We start from the raw sequence: 21,494 nt of genomic DNA, 5'->3' as shown, positions 1-21,494 counted from the left end.
TAGCAAAACTATTGCCACCCCCTCCGCTGGACTATACGATGCATCCGCTTCGAGGAGGCGTCGTGGAGTTTGAGTGTCTATGAGCACGGTTGGCGTGCATGGCTGAAACGATGCGGTGAGTAGAACGGTGATCGAGTGGACTTCCAACACCAAGAGTCAGTTTGATGGCGAATGAGATCTATGCATTGCTTGTCGGTATCAATGACTACCCATCTCACGTCGGTAGGCTCTATGGCTGCGTCAACGATGTCCAGCACTTCAGCGATTACCTGTTGGACAACTATGATCGCAACCGTTTACATATCGAGACATTGCTGGATGCGGACGCGACGCGTGAGAATGTCATCGAACGATTTCGAGCACATCTCGGCAGGGCTGATAAAGATGATGTGTGCGTGTTCCAGTACTGCGGTCACGGTGCTCGTTCGAAGTCGGCGGTTGAGTTTAGGAAGTTTTATCCTGACGGATGGGATGAAGGTCTGGTCTGTTACAACAGTCGAGACCCTGGTTGCACCGATTTGGCGGACAAGGAGTTAGCCGTACTGTTGGCTGAAGTTGCGAAAAATTCGCCTCATCTCGCCGTTATCTTTGATTGCTGCCATTCGGGTTCAGCAACACGCAGCGCGGATGACTTCACGCAGTTCAGGGCACGGCAGACACATGAAATTCCCCACGAGCGGCCGTTGGAGAGCTATCTGGACGGGTTCTACATCGACCTGTTGAACAAAGGAGAATCACTTGAGATTCCTGTGAGCCGCCACATCCTCCTCGCGGCGTGCGAACGTGTACAGAAGGCTTGGGAGGGGAACGATCACAGGGGCGTGTTCACCAGCACGCTGCTCGAAGTGTTGGAGCAGTCGGGAACCCGGATCTCGTACGCTGACCTCTTCGTCCGCTGCCGCGCGATGGTACGCAAACGGGCTGACAATCAGAACCCGCAATTCGAAACCTATAAGAGTTTCAATGCATACGGCGATTTTTTAAGCGGGGTGGCATCGCAAGCTGCTCGTCGGTACAGCGTCTCCTTTGAGAACAACGGCTGGCAGGTCGCTTGTGGGGCCTTGCATGGGCTCGCTAGTGCACCTGAGCAGCATGTTGAACTCGCCCTGTACTCTGAATCAAGTCCAACGCGACTCGCGGGATACGCGACGACGACTCGAGTCGGACCGCAAAAAAGTGACTTGAAGTTGCTGGACCTCGAGGCAGATTCGTCCGCCCGGTACCAGGCAGAGATCACAAGTCTGCCCGTTCCGCCGCTTGCGGTGAACGTCGACGGGGATGCCGCGGGAATCGACGTCCTCCAAGACTCACTCGCCGCATCAGAAAATCGCGCCGATGGGTTTGCTTTGCTGCATTCCATACCCGCACGAGGACGTTACCTGCTGGTCGCAGACGATGGACGCTACTTGCTGAAGCATCGCGAGACGGGCGAGTTAATCCAAGGAGCCATTGGTTACACGCAGCAAGCGGCCGCGTACATGTTCTCGATTCTCAAACGGATTGCTGCCTGGGAGCGAGCGGTAACGCTCCGGAATGAATCGACGAGGTTAGAGCTGGACGATGTGCCGTTCAAATTTTGCGAGGTTTTCAGCGACACCAAGCAGTACGAATACCCTGGCGCGGAGATCACCATCGGTATTGATTCGCAGGATGGCGATTGGAAGGTCGTTCGCGGTACCCTGAAGGCGGAGAATCGTTCGTCTCAACCGTTGCACATGCTGCTGACCCACTTCTCGGAGGACTACGGCATCCAGGTCTTGTATAACGAACGGATCGAGCCCACGGATGCAGAATTTACCATCACGCTCGATGGCAATGCAGTTTTCAACCTGGCGTTAGAGGAATGCGAGGGTGACGATGCGATACACACCTTCAAGATCATCGTCAGCACCGAGAAGGTTGATGATTTTCTCATTGGTCAAGAGCCATTAAAACTTGGCGAGATCGCAGGTGATTCGGCAACCCGCGGGTTGAGTTTTGGCCCGCCGCGAAAGAAGCTTGCTCACAAAAACGAATGGTTCACGAAGGATCTTCGAGTCAGACTGGTGCGTGAAATTGGCCGTGTGAGCGAACAGGAAACAACGCTTGCTAATCGCCAGATCACGATCAAGGGCCATCCATCTTTCCAAGCTGGTGTGAGTCTTCTCACTCCTGAATCGAAGAGCCGTGGTGTCGTTGCAGGAGCGGGTTTCGAACGAGCTCTCGAGCGACAAGGCATGGAGTTGCTCAGTTTCGCCGGAACCCGTGGCGATAGCGATACAGGAAACGTGTTGGAGTTTTCCGACATTCAAAACCCCGAGACGCTCACTCGTTCTCCCTTGGAGATTGAACTGAATGTCGACTTAGCAGATGACGAGTTTATTTTGCCCTTAACTTTCGACGGCGAGCATATCCTGTTGACAGGAGATCCGACGAAGTGCGAAGGCGGACGGACACAGATCCGAATTAGTCATCTGCCGAATATTCCAGACAATCGCCGCAGTCTCGGAGGCGCTCTGAAACTTTATTTTTTCAAAACATACTTGCGACGGAGCAATGTCAACAAAATCTGCTGGGTCGAGTACAAGTCAGATGGCTCAATTGTGAAGCATCAGCGCGGAGTGGCCGCGCGTGTCGCGGCAGCCAAGAACGTCTTGCTGCTAATCCATGGGATCATCGGAGACACCGATGGAATCGCCCAGGGGTTGACCATGGCGCGAGACGCGAATGGAAGGAGCGTCGATGAACAGTTCGATTTGGTGCTCACCTACGATTACGAAAACCTCAGCACGTCCATTGCGGACACCGCTGTCGCGCTCCAACAGCAGCTGGCTGAAGTTGGATTAAGCGAACACGATGATGTACGCCTGACATTGCTTGTGCATTCCATGGGTGGTCTGGTCTCGCGTTGGTTCATCGAGCGCGAGGGAGGCAATGCGGTCGTCGATCATCTCGTGATGTTTGGCACGCCCAACATTGGATCACCTTTCGGTGCGATCGACTCAGCGAGGCAGCTTTGCAGTGTTCTGACAACGTTGGCGATCAACACCTTCCCAGCAATCACGCCCTGGGCTGGAGCGTTGGTCTACCTGTTGAATCGTTCCAAGAACGTGACCCCAACGCTCGAGCAGATGAACGTCACCTCGGAGTTCATTTATGCGCTCAATTCCAGTCTCGATCCTAATGTGCGATACACAATCATTGCCGGCGACATCCGCGACTATTATGAATCCACCGACCAGATTATGGCGAGACTGATTGCCAAGGTCGGTTCTGGAGTCATATTTGATGCACTCTATCGCAATGAGGGACATGACATCGCCGTCGCCTACGATAGCATCCAAGGCGTGCCTGGCAATCGAACGCCAGCACCTCAATTGCAGTTGGCTGTCTGTCATCACCTGAACTATTTCAGTTCCGACGCAGGACTGAAAGCCATGGCGAGCATTCAATGGTAACGCATCAATGGTGGAGCATTCCTTGATATGTCCGACCTTAATCCCAAGCCCGTTGTCTTTCTGGCCTTTGCCAACAACCACCAGGAGCCCGGTGGATATCTGAGACATTTGTCAGAGGAAGCACGGCAGCTGAGAGCAGCTTTGGAGAGGGCCGAACAGGCGGAGCTGTGTGACGTGGTCGTCCGCGCTAACGCGACAGCCAATGACATCTTCAAAGTTTTCCAGAATCCGCGGCTTCGCGACCGAGTTGCGGTGTTTCATTACGGTGGGCATGCCAACGGTTTTCAATTGTTGCTCGAATCCGCTGAGGGCAACGTGGCAGCGGCAGATGCGGGAGGTCTCGCCGCATTTCTAGCGCAGCAAAAGGGATTGCGTTTGGTGTTTCTGAATGGTTGCTCGACACAGCTGCATACCGATGGATTGCTCGATGCGAATATCCCGGCGGTGATCTCGACATCGGAAGCAATCGACGACAGGGTCGCCACCGATTTTGCTTTTCAGTTCTATCAGGGCTTATCAGGAGGAGCGGCGGTTGGCACTGCGTACAAGGAGGCACAATCGTCGGTGCAAACAGCGACAGGTAAAGACATCCGGGCGTTGTATTTCGGGAGTGATTCTCAGAGCGAAGCGACCACGATCCAAGCGACAGATCGTTGGCCTTGGAATCTCTACTTGCGCGAGGGCTCAGAATCGGCTGACCAGTGGAGTCTCCCGCTGGCGGTGAACGATCCGCTGTTCGGTCTGCCCCCGGTACCCAAACAAGACCTTCCTGCCAGCCCCTACCGGCAACTGAATTGGTTCCGACGAGAAGATGCCGAGGTCTTCTTTGGCCGCGGCCGTGAAATTAGGGGGCTCTACGATCGACTGACGGCACCGGGGAACGCGCCAATTGTGCTACTGTTCGGACAGTCGGGAGTTGGGAAGTCGTCATTGTTGGACGCTGGATTGATCCCCCGTCTCGAGTCTCAATACGATGTCGCGTACGAGCGTCGAGCCGACGAAGGTGTACTCGGCTCGCTTCGCCAGGCATTGCAGCTGCCCCCTCAATGCGGGCTGAGTAAGGATGCATGGAGGGCGAGAGAAACGCAGCTTGGCCGGCCGGTTATCGTAATTCTGGATCAAGTGGAAGAACTGTTCACGAGACCAATCGAGGAGCTCCCCGATGAATTGGAGAGGTTCTTGAACTTCCTCAATGACATATTCAGTGACGTGAATCGCCGTCCACAGGGGAAACTCGTGTTGGCCTTTCGCAAGGAATGGTTGGCCGAATTGGAATCGCAGATCGGCAAATACGGACTTTCTTGTTCGCAAGTCTTCCTAGAGCGGTTGGGGCGGCAGGGAATTATGGAAGCGGTGAAAGGGCCAACTTCAACGGTCCGATTGCAGATGCAGTATGGTCTGCAGATTGATCACGATCTTCCAGAAATCATTGCCGACGATCTACTCGAGGATCGTGATTCCTCGGTTGCGCCAACGCTGCAGATTTTGCTGACGAAACTTTGGAGGCAAGCGAAACAGATCAACTCTGGGCATCCACCGATGACCCAAGAACTCTATCAGCAGCTCAGGCGGAATGGAATTCTATTGCGAGATTTTCTGGATCAACAGATTGAGGAGATCCACCGTCGTCGTCCCAACGCAGTGGATTCCGGTTTGCTGTTGGATGTGATTGCCCTCCATACAACGCCTCTCGGCACGGCGGATCAGTGTTCGCTGAAAGAACTACAAGATGCCTACTCGCATGTATCAACAGTGCTGCCGGATTTGCTTCAGCACTGTCAGGACCTCTATGTGCTGAGCATTGCAGACAATTCAGCCAACGCAGGTTCTCAAACGACGAGACTGGCACATGACACCATCGCACCGCTCGTTCGTCAGCGGTTTGAACAGTCTGACAAGCCCGGTCAACGGGCACGGAGGATTCTGGACGCACGCGTGCGGGAATGCACCGACGGTCGGCGGCTCACCCCGTTGGATCTGACTGACTTGAAGACGGTTGAAGACGGCCAGCAGGGAACTCAAAAGTGGAGCTCTCAAGAAGAGCAACTCGTCCGCAGCAGTCGTGCAGTTCGCGCCCGCCGAAGAGTGACGTGGGGCCTTGTCGCTTCCTCCATCGCGATTCTCGCCGGGGTTGCCGGATGGAAGTGGTATGAGGCGGAAACGAATCTGCGGTTTGCACAGTTTAGTGTGAAGGATCATCTCAGTTTGTACTTAGATTGGCCGCGTTGGGCCAGCGAGATTGCGGCGGCCGAAACCGCTCAAGAGGCTCGTGACGCCTACAATGCGCTGGTGGAATCCAACAATCCCGACACTCTTCGCCTGATCACTCCCGCCATCTCTGAAATAGCCCTCCACATCGATGAGCTCATTCAGGCATGGGAGCAATACGACGGGCCGTACGAAGTTTGGCAGGATCAACATCCTGCGGCGCAGTGCAGGCTGAGGGTCCGCGAGTTAGTTCGACGGACCATCGCGGGTTTAGAGCTCACGTTGGCCGCTGACTCGTCCATCGACAACGCGACCAAAGATCTGCGACGTCAAATGGAACGCGATCTCTTCAACAGAGCCCTTACCGATCGAGCACGTCAAGTCACACGAAACATTGCCAGTGCGACGCCCGATCGAGCAGCAATGAGTGTATGGAGGAAAGAGTTTGAAAGGCTGTATTGGGCCGAACTTTGGTGGGTGGAGCTGCAGCACAACGAGCTCATCCGGGAACGCGACACGACCCTTGAAGTCGCCATGTACAAGTACCGCGAGGAGGGACTTCACAGCTGGGATCTTGATAAGTTGACAGCGGATTCGAGGCGCAAACTCAGCGAGCTGGCAGATACCGTGGGCGAGTGTTGCGACGAGCTGCTTACGAGGTCCGCCGCCACGCGGTGACTCCGATTTCTGTATCCAACCGACCATAACGCGAAGGACGACCATTGCAGTGGTTTCGTATGAATGACACAAACCAAAAACCGATCGTCTTTCTCGCCTTCGCGAACGGCTACCAAAGCAATATCAGCACGCTTAGCCAGTTGCCTGACGAGCTGCGGAGAATTCGCCAGGCATTGAGGCAGACTGGATTGTGCGAAGTTGTCGAGCGAGCCAACGCGACCGCCGAGGATATTTTTAGGGTCTTTCAGGATCCTCAATATCGCAATCGCGTTGCAATCTTTCACTACGGCGGACACGCCAACGGCTATCAGCTGCTGTTGGAGTCCGCCGCGGGACGAGCGCTAGCGGCAGATGCGGGCGGATTCGCTGCGTTTCTCGCCCAGCAGCGTGGCCTACAGCTTGTGTTTCTCAACGGTTGCTCCACTCAGCCACAAACGCAGGATCTGCTCGACGCGAACGTTTCGATGGTGATCTCAACGTCGCGATCGATCGATGACCAGGTAGCCACCGATTTTGCTTGTCAGTTCTACCAAGGATTGGCGGGGAACGCCTCCATTCGTACTGCCTACGAAGAAGCTGCCGCAGCGGTGCAAACCGCGAAAGGTGGCGATCTGCGGTCTCTGTATTTCGGTGAGAACGACGATCAAAAACAGCAGTCGGAGAGAGACCGTTGGCCTTGGAATTTGTATCTGCGTCCGGGCTCGGAGACGGCCGATCAATGGAATCTTCCCGACGCGGCCGATGCTCCGCTCGCAGGTCTACCGTCGCTGCCACATCAGGATTTGCCAGAACAGCCCTACCGGCAACTCGCCTGGTTCGAACGACAGCACGCGGACCTGTTCTTTGGCCGGGGGCATCCGATTCGGGATCTGTACAACCAACTGACCGCTTCTCGCTCCGCTCCGATCGTGCTGTTCTACGGCCAGTCGGGTGTGGGCAAGTCGTCGTTGCTCGATGCCGGCCTTATCCCGCGTTTGGAGCCAAACTATGAAGTCCGGTATTACCGGCGCGATCAACGCCTGGGGCTCTTGGGGACACTGCAACTGGCAATCCAAAATCAGCCTGATGCGTGCGAGATGCCGCTCGAAACTGCCTGGCTCGAACAAGAAAAGCATCTGGATAAGCCATTAATCGTAATTCTCGACCAGGTTGAGGAAGTTTACACACGTCCGCATGCTGAGATGTCGCCTGACGAGGAACTCAACGAGATGCTCGAGGCGTTGAGAGCGACATTCACCGCAGTGGCCACGCGGCCACGGGGCAAATTGATTTTCGGCTTCCGCAAGGAATGGCTCGCTGAGCTGGATGAGAAGTTGAAAGCCTTTCAGCTACCGCGAAAGCTGGTGTTCCTCGAGCCGCTCAGCCGTCGTGGAATTATCGAGGTCGTGCAGGGACCGGCTCGATCGCCGCGACTACGAGACCATTACGGTCTGAAGGTTGACGATGGGCTGGCGGAGATCATTGCTGACGATTTGTTAGAGGACCATGATTCAGCCATCGCGCCAACTTTACAGATCTTGCTAACCAAGATGTGGGAAACGGCCAAGGATGAGAGCTACCAATACCCACGATTCAGCCGAGATTTATATTATCGCCTGAAACGCGACGGCATCTTGCTGCGTGATTTTCTTGACCGGCAGATCGCCCTATTTGGCGAGGAGTTTCCTGAAGACGTGAGCTCGGGCCTGCTATTAGACATGCTGTCGCTGCACACCACGCCGTTGGGCACCGCCGGACAATGCAGTGTTGAGCAATTGCAGGATCAGTATGCTCATCTTGATGCCTTGCTACCGGAGCTGCTTCAGAAATGCCAATCACTGTACTTGCTGACCATCCCCACGGGCAATCAGAAAGAAAGCTCCAAAGCAACGCGGCTCGCGCACGACACGCTAGCTCCGCTCATTCGCGAACGCTTCGACCAATCTGACAAACCGGGCCAACGTGCGCGCCGCATCCTGGACAATCGGTCAGTTGATTGGCGGTCTGTCGATGTGGTTGATGCACCGGAGTGTTCGCAGCACAAGATGGGTCCTGTCCTGGATGACGCTGATCTGACGACGGTAGAGAAGGGACTGCGTGGCACAAGAAATTTGGACAACGTCGAACAGCGAATGCTGAGGCGGAGTCGCGAGGAGCGAACCCGACGGCGTCGAAGCCGTCGGCGACTTGTTGGTGCTTTCGTCGCGATGGCACTGGTTGTACTGGGTTCGCTCGTGTGGGTGGAGGTAGCTCGCGAAAACCTAGCTCGGAAGAATGCCGAGTTGTTGAATCAAACGGCTGTGGCACTCTTGTCACCCATCGGTGATCTGTCGGCCGAGACGACACTTGAGGAGGTCGATTCGTTAACTCAGCTGGAGCGTGCAAGTCTACTCTCGATAGATCGTTCGGACCCGCTGCTACGCGCCGAGGCACTCAAGGTCACGTTGCAGGGAGTACAGGATGATCGGCTCGTCACGAGAATGGAACCGCTGGCAATCGCGATGGTTGGCATTGACCGCGACTCACGTCGCGATGTGATCGACACCTATTTCACCGGCAACGATTTCGGCGATATGAATCAGCGCTTGAAATTAAGTCTGGCCGCGTATTTAGAGCTAGGCTACCCAGCGGACGGTTCTGAACATGGCCTGCACGAACGCGTTCTCATCGAGCTCGCCACACAAATAGTCAACGACTGTCACAGCAAGCATGACGCCCACTTCAACGAGTCAAGACGGGTCTTGTTGAGTTTGTTGTCGAGCAATCCGGATGTAGAAATGAAAATACTATCGAGATTGCAAGAGGAATACTCGAGACTGACCGAGCACAAACCAGTGAGATGGCTCAAGCTACTTAAGGACGTCGCCATGACGCAATCGATTGATGTTGTTATGGCAGAGTGGGAGGCAGCGAGATTGCAGCCAGATATCCATTCCCCGGAAACGGAAATGATCTGCAGGATCGTTGTCAGTGCATTTCCTCCTGCTGCTCTGATCTCGAGCCAACATCACGAGCAACTCAATGAGAGGACGCGGTTCCTCATTGCAAGCGAGACGCAGAAACTCAATCTCACGCCAAATTTGTTTCGCATCTTGGCAGGTCAATTTAAACAGAATCGGATCTTGGGAGACAGCGCCATCGCCACGCGGACTCTATGCAAAGACGAGGCCCAGCGGATATTGGACGGTGCCCGCGCGTCCCCGACCGACTGCGACATTTTAAGCTTCATCGTGCCAGTCTTGGACCCCGAGGATGATGTACGTTTCGATTGTATCCAAGCAATGCTCGCCACCAATGACCGCCCCGTCACCGAGGCCACCCTGCGGCGACTCCTGGGGATTGAGCTTTCCGACGGGCAATGGGCGACGGTCGTTGAGCTCGCTAATGACTGGTTGCTTACTTCAGACACATCCGCCGCTCCTAAGTTCGAGTCGAGCGGAGAATTTTCAACAGCGATGGCGATTGCCCGCGTGATGAAAAGCAGTCCACGTTGTCAGGACCCGAATTGGGAGGGTAATCGATGGTTACGTCAATGCCACGAAGTAGCAGGATCAATGCTGATGACGGGGGCAGCCCAATGGCGGGCCGAACAGTCACAACTCTTTGCTGCCACGTTCACACGCTCAGCGCGGGAATCTGTCAGGGAGGTTCTAAGCCAGGGAGTCCAGAAACTCAATCAGGGCAATCCAATCGCAGCCTGTCACCTGTTTGCTGCGGTCGCCTCACTGGACGATTCGATGAGGGAACCTGAGTTTGGCGAGGTTGAGGCCCCGGCGCAAGCAATCAAGACTTTGGTCGAATCTCCAGAGACGTTTCGCATATTGTGCAATTACGCACCGAAGTTCGCCAATAGCGACTTATTGGCCGAGTCTGGGAAAATGGACTGCATCAACGCGTTTAGGCGTAAATACTCGAAAGGTTTCAATAGTATCCTAACGCCGGAGCAGACTCGCATCCTTGCTGCTGAGTATGTCCTATTGGCGACGTTCGTTGACGGCTCGCATGACCTACTCATCCCGGTAAGGGAACGGCTGCGAAAACAGCTGGAGATAACCGAGTATCCCGAAACATTTGAGATTACTGCGAGAGCGATTTTGGTAGGGGGTACGAGCCTGGATGTCACTGATGTTCTCAAACACCCACTTTGTTTTGGATCGTTTCGTAAGGAAGCGATTGCTCAGCTGCGACGCAAGCTAAAAACCGAGCATGGCTCAGGTTCGGTACGCGACGAACGTGACTCGGTGTGGAATCTAGTTACTGAAGCAACTTCACGGTAGCGACGAAGTTGGGAGCCGCTGGCAACGTACTGATATGAGCGATGTCCGCTGGGCTCAACGCATCGAGATCTACCGTGAATTGCTGACTGTCCTTGCTGCGACGGAGAGTTACCTTGCTCAGCCCCTGCTTGCGTACGAAGTGAGCGAGCACCTGGCGTTCACCATCCGCATGCGTCCAGATTCGGGACCCTGACTGGGCAGTCGGCACGTCGTGCTGAGATTCTGTCCGCTGAGGTTGCAGCGCATCAGATACTTGATGAGATAGCCTATTGAGTTTCTCGGTGGTCGTGGCGCCTTCAACCTCAACTCGCACATCACTACCATCGATGGTGCAGGTCACGGTGTACGTTTCGAGATCGGAAGGATCGTAGGCGGCGACAGTTACCGTATCAAAAGTAAGCTTTTCCTTGGATTTGTCGACTTCACCAACGGTGTGGCTAACAATCTCATTGATTCGATCACGCAATAGTGAAACGTTAATGCCATTCGCACCTTGGTATCCTTCTGCGACTGCGAAACTACTTGCTCCCAGCTTAACATCTTCGTACTCGATGTAGCTTTCGGTACGCACGCGAGTTTCGGGTACCATGATCGCTTCGTTAATCGTCCGGGTGCGCGTTTCGGAGCGATAGCTCGTGGTCGTGACTGGCCTGCCGTTCTCAATTCGCGTTTCCTGATAAGGGACTTCTACGGTGTAGCTCTCTTCTCGTAACTGAGTTTTGGGTACCTGCACGGTGTAGGTAACTTCGCGTGTCTTGACGACAGCCTTCTTTCCAGGAGGCGGTTCGGCGGCTACGAGCGATGGGATGGTCTGGCTGCAAGGTTGACAAAGCGGTGCGGACTGCAAGATGGGAGCGACTGAGTTGAAGGGCTTGCACGGTACCGAACAAGCGCAGGAATGACTCAGCACACCGTGGGGAGAAATCACCTGCTGGCCTGGCAGGATTCCACACCTCTCCCAGGCAACTACTGAACCGGAATTTAGGAGCGATGGGACCACGACGACTGCGGTGAAGACTGATAGTCGCCACATGATGATTCTCCGGGTAAACGCTAGTGTTTCGCCATGATTGGCAGAAGTAACCTTAATCAGATGACGGATACGGAACAAGCAAAAACGGTTGGTCGTTCGCGACAGCAAGCAAATTCCGTTGCGTGGTTTCGAAGGATGCTGAGCGGCATTCATCGAGACATCCACTTCGAGGGAGATTTCGGTTGGATTGCTGAGGCGTTCACGTTGGTGGGCTCGGGCGTGTCTAGAAAATGAGTCACGAAATCGAACGGGTGTCGATCTGTCATGGAAGCTACTCGGTGATCGTGGAACTCGATGGGATTATTGACATCCGAGAGTCTCCAGTACTTCTCAGTCCTACCGATTGTGTAGAATGAACCTCCCGCCTGTGAATGGCTCCTGCCTCACTTCCCACCTAAAACCCGCCTTTCTGGGTAATCTCCCATGCTCAAGCCTGTCTATGGATCGGATCGTCGAGGAGTGCTGCGCGCCGCAGCGGCGGGTGTCTCGTTGTCAATCTATTGGATCCAAGGTCCTTTGACGGGGCCCGGTCAGCATTCAGGGTTTCTGGGTGCGAAACATGAGCCATGACAGTTCAATATCAATCCAAATGACCAAGATTCGCGTCGCGAAGTATTGCCTGCCAGCGTGCAGGAAACTTTGGGAGTTGAATCTTAGTCTGGCACGTTGCGTTCCTGACCCTCGACCGCTCGACTACGAATTCGCACATACGCCCGCATTCTGGCAAGCGAACCGTTTGCCGCCCGGTCGTCCCCACCGTCCATTCCCACCTAGCAAACCATGTCAGATCGAGAAACAAGTACGAGTTCGGGCTGCCGCGAATTCCGCCGAAGCAGTCGCTTGAGTCGCCGCCAAGTTCTACAGGCGGGGTCCCTTTCCGCGTTGGGGCTTGGCTGGGGGGAGCTAGAAACTCGCTTGGCTTTGGCACAATCAAGCAGCCAGAACCTGCCTCAGAAACGTGCCAAGGCTTGCATCTTTCTATTTATGTGGGGTGGGCCAAGCCAGCTCGACACATTCGACTTGAAGCCCAACGCTCCGGCGGAGGTTCGCGGCAGCTTTAACCCGATTTCAACGAAAGTGCCCGGGACTCAGATTTGCGAGCACTTTACAGGGCTTGCGTCCATGACAGACAAGGTCGCGATCATTCGTTCGCTCACGCATGACGATCCCGCTCACTTGTCTAGCGGTCATGCAACCCTGACGGGCCAGCTCGCACCGGTTGTTAAGAGCGATGCCGATCCACCCAGTGCCAAGGACTCGCCCCATCTAGGCGCAATCGTCTCGAAGCTTCGCCCCAGCACCAACGGCTTGCCTTCGTTCGTCGCCATGCCGTGGAAAGCGTATCATCCTGCCGCCCCAGGCGGCGAAGCCCCTGGGCAACACGGTGGTTGGTTGGGTTCGGCCCACGACGGTATGTTGCTCAACGGCGACCTGAATGATCCGAACTGGCATCCCCAGGGATTGTCTCTGCCAGCGGACATCGGTCTCGACCGCTTGGAGTCGCGAGTGGAACTATTGAAGACGCTCGATCGGCAGCGTGCGACGTTGCAGCACTCGCTCGGCGCATCATCCTACGGGAGCCATCAGTCGCGAGCGATGGAGATGATTGGGTCGAGCAACGTGCGCTCAGCATTTGATTTGACCCAGGAAAGCGACGCAACTCGCGAGCGTTACGGCCGGAATATTCATGGCCAGTGCATTTTAATGGCGCGAAGGTTGGTCGAGCACGGCGTACCGCTGATTTCAGTGAATTGGCATAACGATGGGAAGAACTTCTGGGATACGCACGGTGACAATTTCAATCGTCTTAAGAACGACTTGATTCCTCCAGCGGACAGGGCGTTGTCGGCGCTTCTAACCGACCTCGAAGAACGTGGTCTCTTGGATGAGACGATTGTCGCTTGGGTCGGTGAGTTCGGTCGCAAGCCACAGATCACGGCCGCAAATGCGGGGCGAGAGCACTGGCCGTTTTGCTACAGCGGGCTCCTCGCCGGCGGCGGAATTCGGCCCGGCATGGTCTACGGATCCAGTGACAAACATGCCGCTTACCCTGCCTCCGATCCAGTCACACCACAGGACTTCGCCACCACCATTCTGCATGCGATGGGATTGCCCACTGAAACCGCACTGCTTGATCGAGAGGAGCGGCCTCACCGCATCACATCAGGGAGAGTACTGCATGAATTGCTCGTGTGAGATCGCGCGAACTGTCACGGATATCTCTCCTAACAATCGAATGGATTCCATGCGAAATCGAATACTCACTGTCTGCACCACGAACGTCCTGTGGCTATGCATGGCATCGTTGGCGTCGGCCCAAACGATTACCGCGGTTCAACCGCGAACCTGCCAGCCGGGGCAAACGATCGAGTTAGTCGTTCGGGGAGCCGACTTAGATGATTCGCTGCGGTTAGCATCGAGTGACCATTCGGTGCACTGGACAGTCTCGCGGGCGGAGCCAACAGAAGTAACCGTTGCGTTGACGATTCCCAGCACTACGTCATTGGGCCCGAAAAGTCTTTGGTTGGCGACGCCGACGGGCGTCGTCTGGGAACACACCTTATTTGTCGATGATTTGGATATGGTCATCGACAGTGGCAGCAATCATTCGATCGCAACCGCCCAGGAGCTCACGCTGCAATCAACGGTCGAAGGCGTTTGTGATCAATCGGCAAGCGATTTTTATCGGATCCGCGCGAGCCAAGGTGAGCGAGTTTCTGTTTCAGTCCACACGCAAGCACTTCGCTCTACGATGGATCCGGTACTGCGATTAATCAACGCCGCAGGAGAGACCCTTGCCCAAGTCGACGACACATCGGTCGGCCCCGACTGTCAGTTCAGCTACGAATTCTCTGACGCAGGTGACTACTGGCTAGAGATTCACGACAGTCGTAACTCGGCCGGTGGCGCATGCTACCAATTGCGGGTCGGTGATTTCCCAATCATCAATCAATGTTTTCCTTTGGCTGTTCGCGGTGGTGAGCAGACAGAGGTTGTCTTCACGGGCCCCGATGGGAAGAGCTTGCCGCCCCGCGAAATCGAAGTTCCAGGAGACGGAAGTAAGGTCCTACAGGTTCCTGCGAGATTCGACGATGGTCAATCGTCGAGTTGGGTGCCGATCTAGCGCAGCGCGTACCCGCAATTCAATGAGTCCAAAGCGACTGACAGTCTGACCTTGCCGATTGGCATCAACGGCCGGTTGGAGCAACCGTTAGAAGTTGACAATTATCAGATTCGCGGTGCCAAGGGGCAAGTCATGCGTATCGCGGCGAAAACACGAAGCCTGGGCAGCCCCTCGCTCGTGCAGATGCAGCTATTGAATTCTCTCAACGCCAGAGTCGGCGGGACGAACGTCACCAACGAAGACGAGTGGAGCTTTGAAGTGACATTTCCTGAAGATGGTGAGTATCGATTGGAGGTGACTGACCTGCTCAAACGCGGCGGCGAGGAATTCACTTATTACATTGAGTGCGTTCCGTCGGGAACGTTCACCGTCGCGATGAAGGCGGACGCCACCACGAAGGAAGATTTTCTAGTGGAGCCCGGCCACGGCGCCTTCGCTCTGGACGTGCAGGTGTCGCGTTTTGGTTACGACGGAGAAATCGAACTGGGACTGATCGACCCCGCGTCAGGGTTGCAGATTTTGAATCCTCGAATCCCTGCAAACGCCGTCGAAGCCAAAATCTATTTGGCTGCCAACGACAGTTGGACAGCGGAGGGTCTGGAGGTTCTGCGAATCAGAGCAATCTCAGTTGATAGCGCGGCGCATAGCTGCTGTGTCGACAGTCGTGCTCTGCGCCGCATCCAGGAACCATTCGTGCTGGCTCCGGCAACGCGGGTTGATGGCGAGATTCTCGTGGCCGCGACAATGACAACGGAGGCACCTTTTATGATGGAACCAATCGCCCCTGTGCAGTTCGCGCGACCCGTCCTTTCCCACTCAGCGGTGCTTACGACCAAGCGGCTTCAAGAAGCTTTCAAAACGCCCGTCACCCTACTGCCAGGTCCACTGCCGTCGGGTTGGACCGTGGGCACGGCAATCGACAAGGGAGCACATACACTGAGTCTGACTCGTAGCGTCGTTAACGCGGAGGACCGTGGAGGACCTGTCGAAGCTGAGCAACTGCCGCTGCTCGTCTATGGCGAGTTCAACGGTCACGGCCGCATCGAAACCTACAATTTGCCCATTGCATGGATAGATCCGGTTCGCGTCACGACTCGGTTCCCTGAGCCATTTGTTCGGGGCGGGCGCGCTAGCGTAGAGGTTAATTTATTTCGTGAGGGTGGTGATCCGCAGCCTGTAATGATCAGCCTGGCAGATCTGCCTGTTGGCATCTCAGCTCCTGAGGCCGTCACGATTGCGGCAGACCAAACGAAGGCAACATTCGAATTGCAAATTGCTGGTGACGTGGATCTTGGCGACGTGAATCTCGAAGGGGCTCACGCGTTCACGCTTTGCGCCGCCAGCACATATGAGGGACACGACTTCACCGTTGCATCGACACATCCACTTCCCGTCCTGTTAGATAGTCCCACCAAACTGGTGGTGTACCCGAAAGCTGTTGCTTTGACGGATTCTCGGGGCCGGCAGCAGATCGCAGTTTCCGGCATCAACCAGCAAAACCGTCCGCGCGATTGGACTCGTGACGCTCGTATGACTTCAGCCAACCCCGAAATTGCCGTAGTGCGTGCTGGAGTCGTTTATCCGATCGCCGATGGTGAAACCGAAGTCATTATCGAGGTTGGCGGCAATCGACATGTGATTCCGACGCTGGTTTCGAGCCTAGCAACGCCGCGTCCGGTCGAGTTCGAATCGGAGGTGTTGGTCGGGCTATCCAAGCAAGGTTGTAATTCCGGAGCCTGTCATGGATCGCCGAGCGGAAAAGGGGGCTTTCGCCTGTCGCTTCGTGCCTTTGATAAGAATCTCGATGAGCTGACGTTGATACGAGAGGACTTCGGTCGCCGTACTAATCCGATTGATCCCGAGCAAAGTCTACTCCTGCTTAAGCCCCTGATGAACGTGGCGCATGGTGGTGGCAAGCAATTGCATAAGAATGACGTCGCGTACACGATCCTGCGAGATTGGATTGCCAGCGGTGCCGCCGCGGATCCTAGGGGAACCGCGCGTATCACGAGACTCGAAGTCTATCCAGACGCAAAACAGATACTAGCTGTTAGAGACGGTGGGCAGCAGTTGGTAGTCACGGCGCATTTTGCCGATGGCCGTCAACGGGATGTAACCCATCTCGCAGCCTACGAGACTTCTGACACTTCGGTCGCGACGGTAAATGCCAATGGCTTCGTGACACCCCATGCTCGAGGCGAAGTGGCGATTTTGGTGCGGTTATTAGAGTACATCGAATCCGTGCCAATGATGTTCGTCGAGAACCTGGAAGACTTTCAGTGGCAGTCTCCATCGCCAAACAACTACATTGACCAGCTCGTCAATGCCAAACTGCAGCAATTACAATATTTGCCCGCTGAGACTTGCAGCGACGACGAGTTCCTACGCCGGATAAGCCTTGACCTGCTTGGCATCCTGCCGTCCGTCGAGGAGACGACCGCGTTCTTGGCCAATACTGGTGAAGACAAACGTACGCGGCTTATCGACTCTCTGCTTGAGCGGAAAGAGTTTGCTAAGTTTTGGGCGTTGAAGTGGGGCGACCTGCTCAAGATGAACCGTAAATTGGTCGGTGATGAGGGAATCTACAAGTACCATCGCTGGGTCGAGCAGTCCTTGCACGATAATACGCCTTACGATGAATTCGCGAGACAGTTACTTACCGGGTCCGGTAGCACATTGGCAAATCCTCCGGCCAATTTCTACCGTACATCCGCCGATATGAACGAGTGTGTCGAAACGATCTCCCAAGTCTTCCTCGGTGCGAGACTGCAGTGCGCGAAATGTCATAACCATCCTTTCGAGCGTTGGACCCAGGATAACTACTACGGTCTGGGGACATTTTTTAGCCGAGTGCAGCGCCGAAACACCGGGCGCCCCGGTGAGATGTTCGTCTATACCAGTTCCTCTGGCGATGTCACACAGCCGCGGACCGGCGAGGTGATGTCTCCCTGGCTGCCTCAGGTGGGCAGTATTGAATCGCCCAATGACACCGATCGACGCACCGCGTTCGTGGCGTGGCTAGTGAATCCCGGCAATCCCTACTTCGCGCGAATCGAAGCTAATCGCATCTGGGCTCAGCTTTTCTCGCGTGGCATCGTTGATCCCATCGACGACTTTCGCGACTCGAATCCTCCGTCCAATGCGGCCCTATTGGATGCGCTGGCGACTGAGTTCGTGGAAAGTGGCTATGATCGAAAGCACCTGTTACGACTCATCCTCAACAGCCGCACGTATCAGGCGAGTTATCGCACGACTAAGTTCAACCAGGATGACACCAAGTATTTTTCGCACCAAGAACCCCGTTTGCTGGGTGCGGAACAACTGCTCGATGCGATTAATCGAACGTTGGCACTGGAGCAGCGGTTCGGCAGTCTCCCCGCCGGTACCCTGGCTACGCAGCTGCCGGCACCCGATGTCGTCAAAGTCGATTTCCTGAAAGTGTTTGGACAACCTGAACGCAGCACTGTTTGTGCTTGCGAGCGGACCGACGATTCCACGCTCGGCATGGCCATCGAGCTGTTCAATGGTCCGATGATCCATGGGAAGTTGCGCGACGAAAACAATCGCTTTCGGAAATCTCTGGCCGAGGGGGAACCAGTTAAGGACGTCATTCGAGATATCTACTTCGCCGCCCTTTGTCGCCTGCCGTCGGACATCGAGTTAAAGGCAGCGCTCCAGCATTGCAGCAAGAATCCAGACCTCGTAGTTGGCGTCGAGGACGTTTGCTGGGCGTTGTTCAACACCGATGAATTTCTGTTTCAACACTAAGGCTGATTCATGTTACGTAGCTACATTTTGGCCGCCATCGTGTTGTGCAACGACAGTATTGGATCCTATGGTGATGAAGTCACGCCAGTTAGCTTTCGCAGGGACATCGCTCCGATATTGCTAGATAGTTGTATCGCGTGTCACGGTCCCAAGAAAGCTGAGGGTGGCTATCGCGTCGACACGTATAACGAGTTGCTCAAACCAGGTGACTCAGGTGAAACGCCGATCGCGACGATGCCCGATCAAGTCAGCGAGTTCCTTCGCCGTATCACCTGCGATGAGTCCGAGCGAATGCCTGCAGACAATGATGCTCTTACGCCCGATCAGATCGTCTTGATCACGAGTTGGATCGCTGCTGGAGCAAAGTTTGACGGCCAGAACCCCGGCGAGTCGGTGGGGTTGGTCATTCCACCGGTTCAGTACCTGGATCCGCCAGACGTCTACAGCCGAGCGGTGCCGATTACGGCGCTGACGTTCTCGCCCGACGGAAAGCAGATTGTTACCAACGGCTATCACGAGCTGGTAATCTGGAATACCAAAGATGCAAAACTGGTCCGGCGGATCAAGAACGTCGGGCAGCGAGTTTTCGCCTTGGCATTTGCACCGGACGGGAAGACATTGGCAGTCGGTTGTGGTCAACCGGGGCGCAGTGGCGAGGTACGGCTAGTGGATTTTGAGTCCGGTGCGATCAAGGCAGTCGTCGCACGAACAAGCGATGTCGTTTTGGACCTCGCGTACCGGCCCGGAGCCGATGAACTTGCCATCGCTGCGGCGGATAGTACGATCCGTATTCTCAATGTCGACACTCTCCAGGAAATACAAACCATCGCGAGTCATGCTGATTGGGTTACCGATATCGCTTGGAGCGACGACGGCGTACGCCTAGCTTCCGCCAGTCGAGATAAGTCAGCCAAGGTATACGACGGCGCTACCGGTGAACTACTATCTAGCTACCTGGGCCACGGGGCTGCCGTGCGAGGGATATCCATTTTGGCCGACAACCAGCAGGTCGTCTCCGTGGGCAGTGACAACAAACTGCATCGCTGGAACGTCGATGGTGCCAATAAAGTAGCAGAGATCGGCGTCGGCGGCGAAGGTCAAAAACTGCTTCGCGTGGGAGCCAATCTTTACGTGCCCTGCTCGGACACTCGTCTGCTGCGAATTGATTTAGCGACCAACAAAATTTCGCAAGTCTTGAAAGGGCACCGTGACTGGGTGCTGACAGCATGTTCCCAACCGACGACATTGGGTGATAGCGACATTCCTTCGATTGCGAGCGGTGCTTTCGACGGCGAGGTTCGCATTTGGAGTATTGCTGACGCGGCAACCGTCCAGGCGTGGATTGCCAAACCGTAGCCTCGCGGGCAAACGATCATGCACATCTGTTATGCTTCGGCGATGGCAATGCGAAACAGGACGCTTGCCAGTTAATTCAAAGGATACGTGATGACCACCGTACAGCCCTGCGTCGTTGGGACGAAAGCCCCACGATATCACTTGCAATCCGCGACTCCAGATCTGCACCACTGCGATATCGAATCCGACCACTATCGTGGACGCTGGCTCGCTCTCCTCTTCTATCCACGCGACTTCTCATTCGTGTGCCCGACAGAGCTCACGGGATTCAGCGCAGAGAAGCATCTCTTTGATCAACGAGGTTGTGAGCTGTTAGGGATCAGCATCGACTCCGTCGATTCGCACTTGAAGTGGATGCAGACGCCCACAAGTGAAGGTGGAGTGGAGGGACTGCGTTTTCCACTCGCTTCGGATCCCCAAGGCGATCTGTGCAGGAGTTTTGGCGTGTGGCGAGACGACGATGGTCTCCCGAATCGAGGACTATTCTTGATCGATCCCAAGGGGGTGCTTCGCTACGCAGCGAGTTACGACTTGAGTGTGGGTCGCAACGTAGAGGATGTCGTGCGAGCGCTGGACGCTTTGCAATCGGGCGGCCTATGCCCCGCCAATTGGAAGCGAGCCGATGGCGTTCTGGATGTCGCATCAATGTTAAAACCTGGTAGAGTCCTCGGGCATTACCGGATTGTGCGAGAACTGGGAAGAGGTGCTTTCGGGCACGTTTTAGCAGCCGATGACTTACGGCTCGAACGCAAAGTGGCGCTCAAAGTTATCTTAAAACAGGATGGCCAAACGGAAACCAATCTGTTGAGAGAGGCTCGTTCTGCGGCTCGCATTAGTCATCCTAATGTGTGCACCATCTACTCAGCGGACGCCGTTGACACGTTACCTACGATTGTCATGGAGTATATCGATGGCCGTTCGCTCGCTGATTTTATGGGTAAAAAGTTTACAGATCACGACTTTCGCCAGCTTGCCCAACGGATCGCGTTGGGGCTGTCCGCCGCTCATGCACAAGGGATTGTTCACGGAGATTTAAAACCGGCGAATATACTCCTGCGCGAGAGTGGCGATCCCGTTCTCGTTGATTTTGGACTCGCACAGTCCCTGCCTCGTCGTCGCGTTTCCAGAGCAACCAGCGACGCGGCGTCGCCGGCCCCTGCTTTAGTTGCTGACAACGGAGATGCCGCAACCGCATTGGACGAGTCGATGGGGGAACCGGACGAGACGCTGGAACTCGACGTTCGAAATGCCGCGATAGTCGCAAACTCCGGATCAGGAAAAATTTGCGGAACGCCAGCGTACATGTCTCCCGAACAAGCCAGTGGCGAGGGTCTGACTGAATCAAGCGACATTTTTTCACTGGGCTTGATTTTCACGCAAATGCTGTCTGGGGACTCGGTGATGACCGATCTTTCGGCAATGGAGATCATAACCGGTCTTCGACGCAGGGAATTTGTGAGGTCCGTCGCTGACCGAATTCCGGAAGAATATCGTGACGCGCTTGCTGACACGCTTGCCATGGAGCCACCGAAACGGCCTAGCGCTGACGAATTGTGTCGCCGTCTAACATCATCGAACTGAGTACGCTGCCATGGCGAGGTATCGCTACTGCAAGGGCGGTGGGCGGTGTGGTA

General features: G+C 55.2%; 10 protein-coding genes. 9 read left to right on the top strand and 1 reads right to left on the bottom strand.

Features of this window, described 5'->3' with window-relative positions:
- Positions 1-164: 164 nt before the first annotated feature.
- From Poly21_RS23835 to Poly21_RS23825, 3 genes are read left to right on the top strand one after another with little or no spacing between them, the layout of a single operon-like run.
- Positions 165-3,437, top strand: a complete 3,273-nt coding sequence (locus Poly21_RS23835; RefSeq protein ID WP_146409588.1) for a DUF7379 domain-containing protein — start codon at positions 165-167, stop codon at positions 3,435-3,437.
- Between the two features lie 27 nt (positions 3,438-3,464).
- On the top strand, positions 3,465-6,323 hold the full coding sequence (locus Poly21_RS23830) for an nSTAND1 domain-containing NTPase (RefSeq protein WP_146409587.1): 2,859 nt from the start codon (positions 3,465-3,467) through the stop codon (positions 6,321-6,323).
- Positions 6,324-6,382: 59 nt separating this feature from the next.
- Complete coding sequence (locus Poly21_RS23825) at positions 6,383-10,579, top strand: nSTAND1 domain-containing NTPase (RefSeq protein ID WP_146409586.1); 4,197 nt, start codon at positions 6,383-6,385, stop codon at positions 10,577-10,579.
- Here the strand turns inward: Poly21_RS23825 and Poly21_RS23820 are convergent.
- A complete protein-coding gene (locus Poly21_RS23820) occupies positions 10,557-11,612 on the bottom strand; it encodes a hypothetical protein (RefSeq protein WP_146409585.1) in 1,056 nt (351 codons plus the stop codon). The two genes, Poly21_RS23825 and Poly21_RS23820, sit on opposite strands and share 23 nt — an antisense overlap.
- Positions 11,613-12,035: 423 nt before the next feature.
- Between Poly21_RS23820 and Poly21_RS27885 the strand changes: the two genes are divergently transcribed.
- The 6 genes from Poly21_RS27885 to Poly21_RS23795 all read left to right on the top strand — a co-directional run bounded on the left by Poly21_RS27885 (position 12,036) and on the right by Poly21_RS23795 (position 21,441).
- Entirely contained in the window at positions 12,036-12,182 is a 147-nt protein-coding gene (locus tag Poly21_RS27885) for a hypothetical protein (protein ID WP_302120416.1), read from the top strand.
- A 210-nt stretch (positions 12,183-12,392) separates the two neighbouring features.
- Positions 12,393-13,808 carry a DUF1501 domain-containing protein gene (locus Poly21_RS23815; RefSeq protein WP_146409584.1) on the top strand — a complete coding sequence of 472 codons (1,416 nt, stop codon included), beginning with the start codon at positions 12,393-12,395 and terminating at the stop codon, positions 13,806-13,808.
- Positions 13,792-14,736, top strand: a complete 945-nt coding sequence (locus tag Poly21_RS23810) for a hypothetical protein (protein ID WP_302120414.1) — start codon at positions 13,792-13,794, stop codon at positions 14,734-14,736. The genes Poly21_RS23815 and Poly21_RS23810 overlap by 17 nt, the downstream gene beginning before the upstream one ends.
- A 51-nt stretch (positions 14,737-14,787) precedes the next feature.
- Positions 14,788-18,504, top strand: a complete 3,717-nt coding sequence (locus Poly21_RS23805) for a DUF1549 domain-containing protein (RefSeq protein ID WP_146409582.1) — start codon at positions 14,788-14,790, stop codon at positions 18,502-18,504.
- Between the two features lie 9 nt (positions 18,505-18,513).
- Entirely contained in the window at positions 18,514-19,860 is a 1,347-nt protein-coding gene (locus Poly21_RS23800) for a c-type cytochrome domain-containing protein (protein WP_146409581.1), read from the top strand.
- A 90-nt stretch (positions 19,861-19,950) separates the two neighbouring features.
- A complete protein-coding gene (locus Poly21_RS23795; RefSeq protein ID WP_146409580.1) occupies positions 19,951-21,441 on the top strand; it encodes a protein kinase domain-containing protein in 1,491 nt (496 codons plus the stop codon).
- Positions 21,442-21,494 lie beyond the last annotated feature (53 nt).

It is taken from the genome of Allorhodopirellula heiligendammensis, from assembly GCF_007860105.1.
GTDB lineage: Bacteria > Planctomycetota > Planctomycetia > Pirellulales > Pirellulaceae > Rhodopirellula > Rhodopirellula heiligendammensis.
The sequence above is the reverse complement of the archived record's forward strand: the minus strand, read 5'-3'. Positions and strand labels throughout refer to the sequence as shown.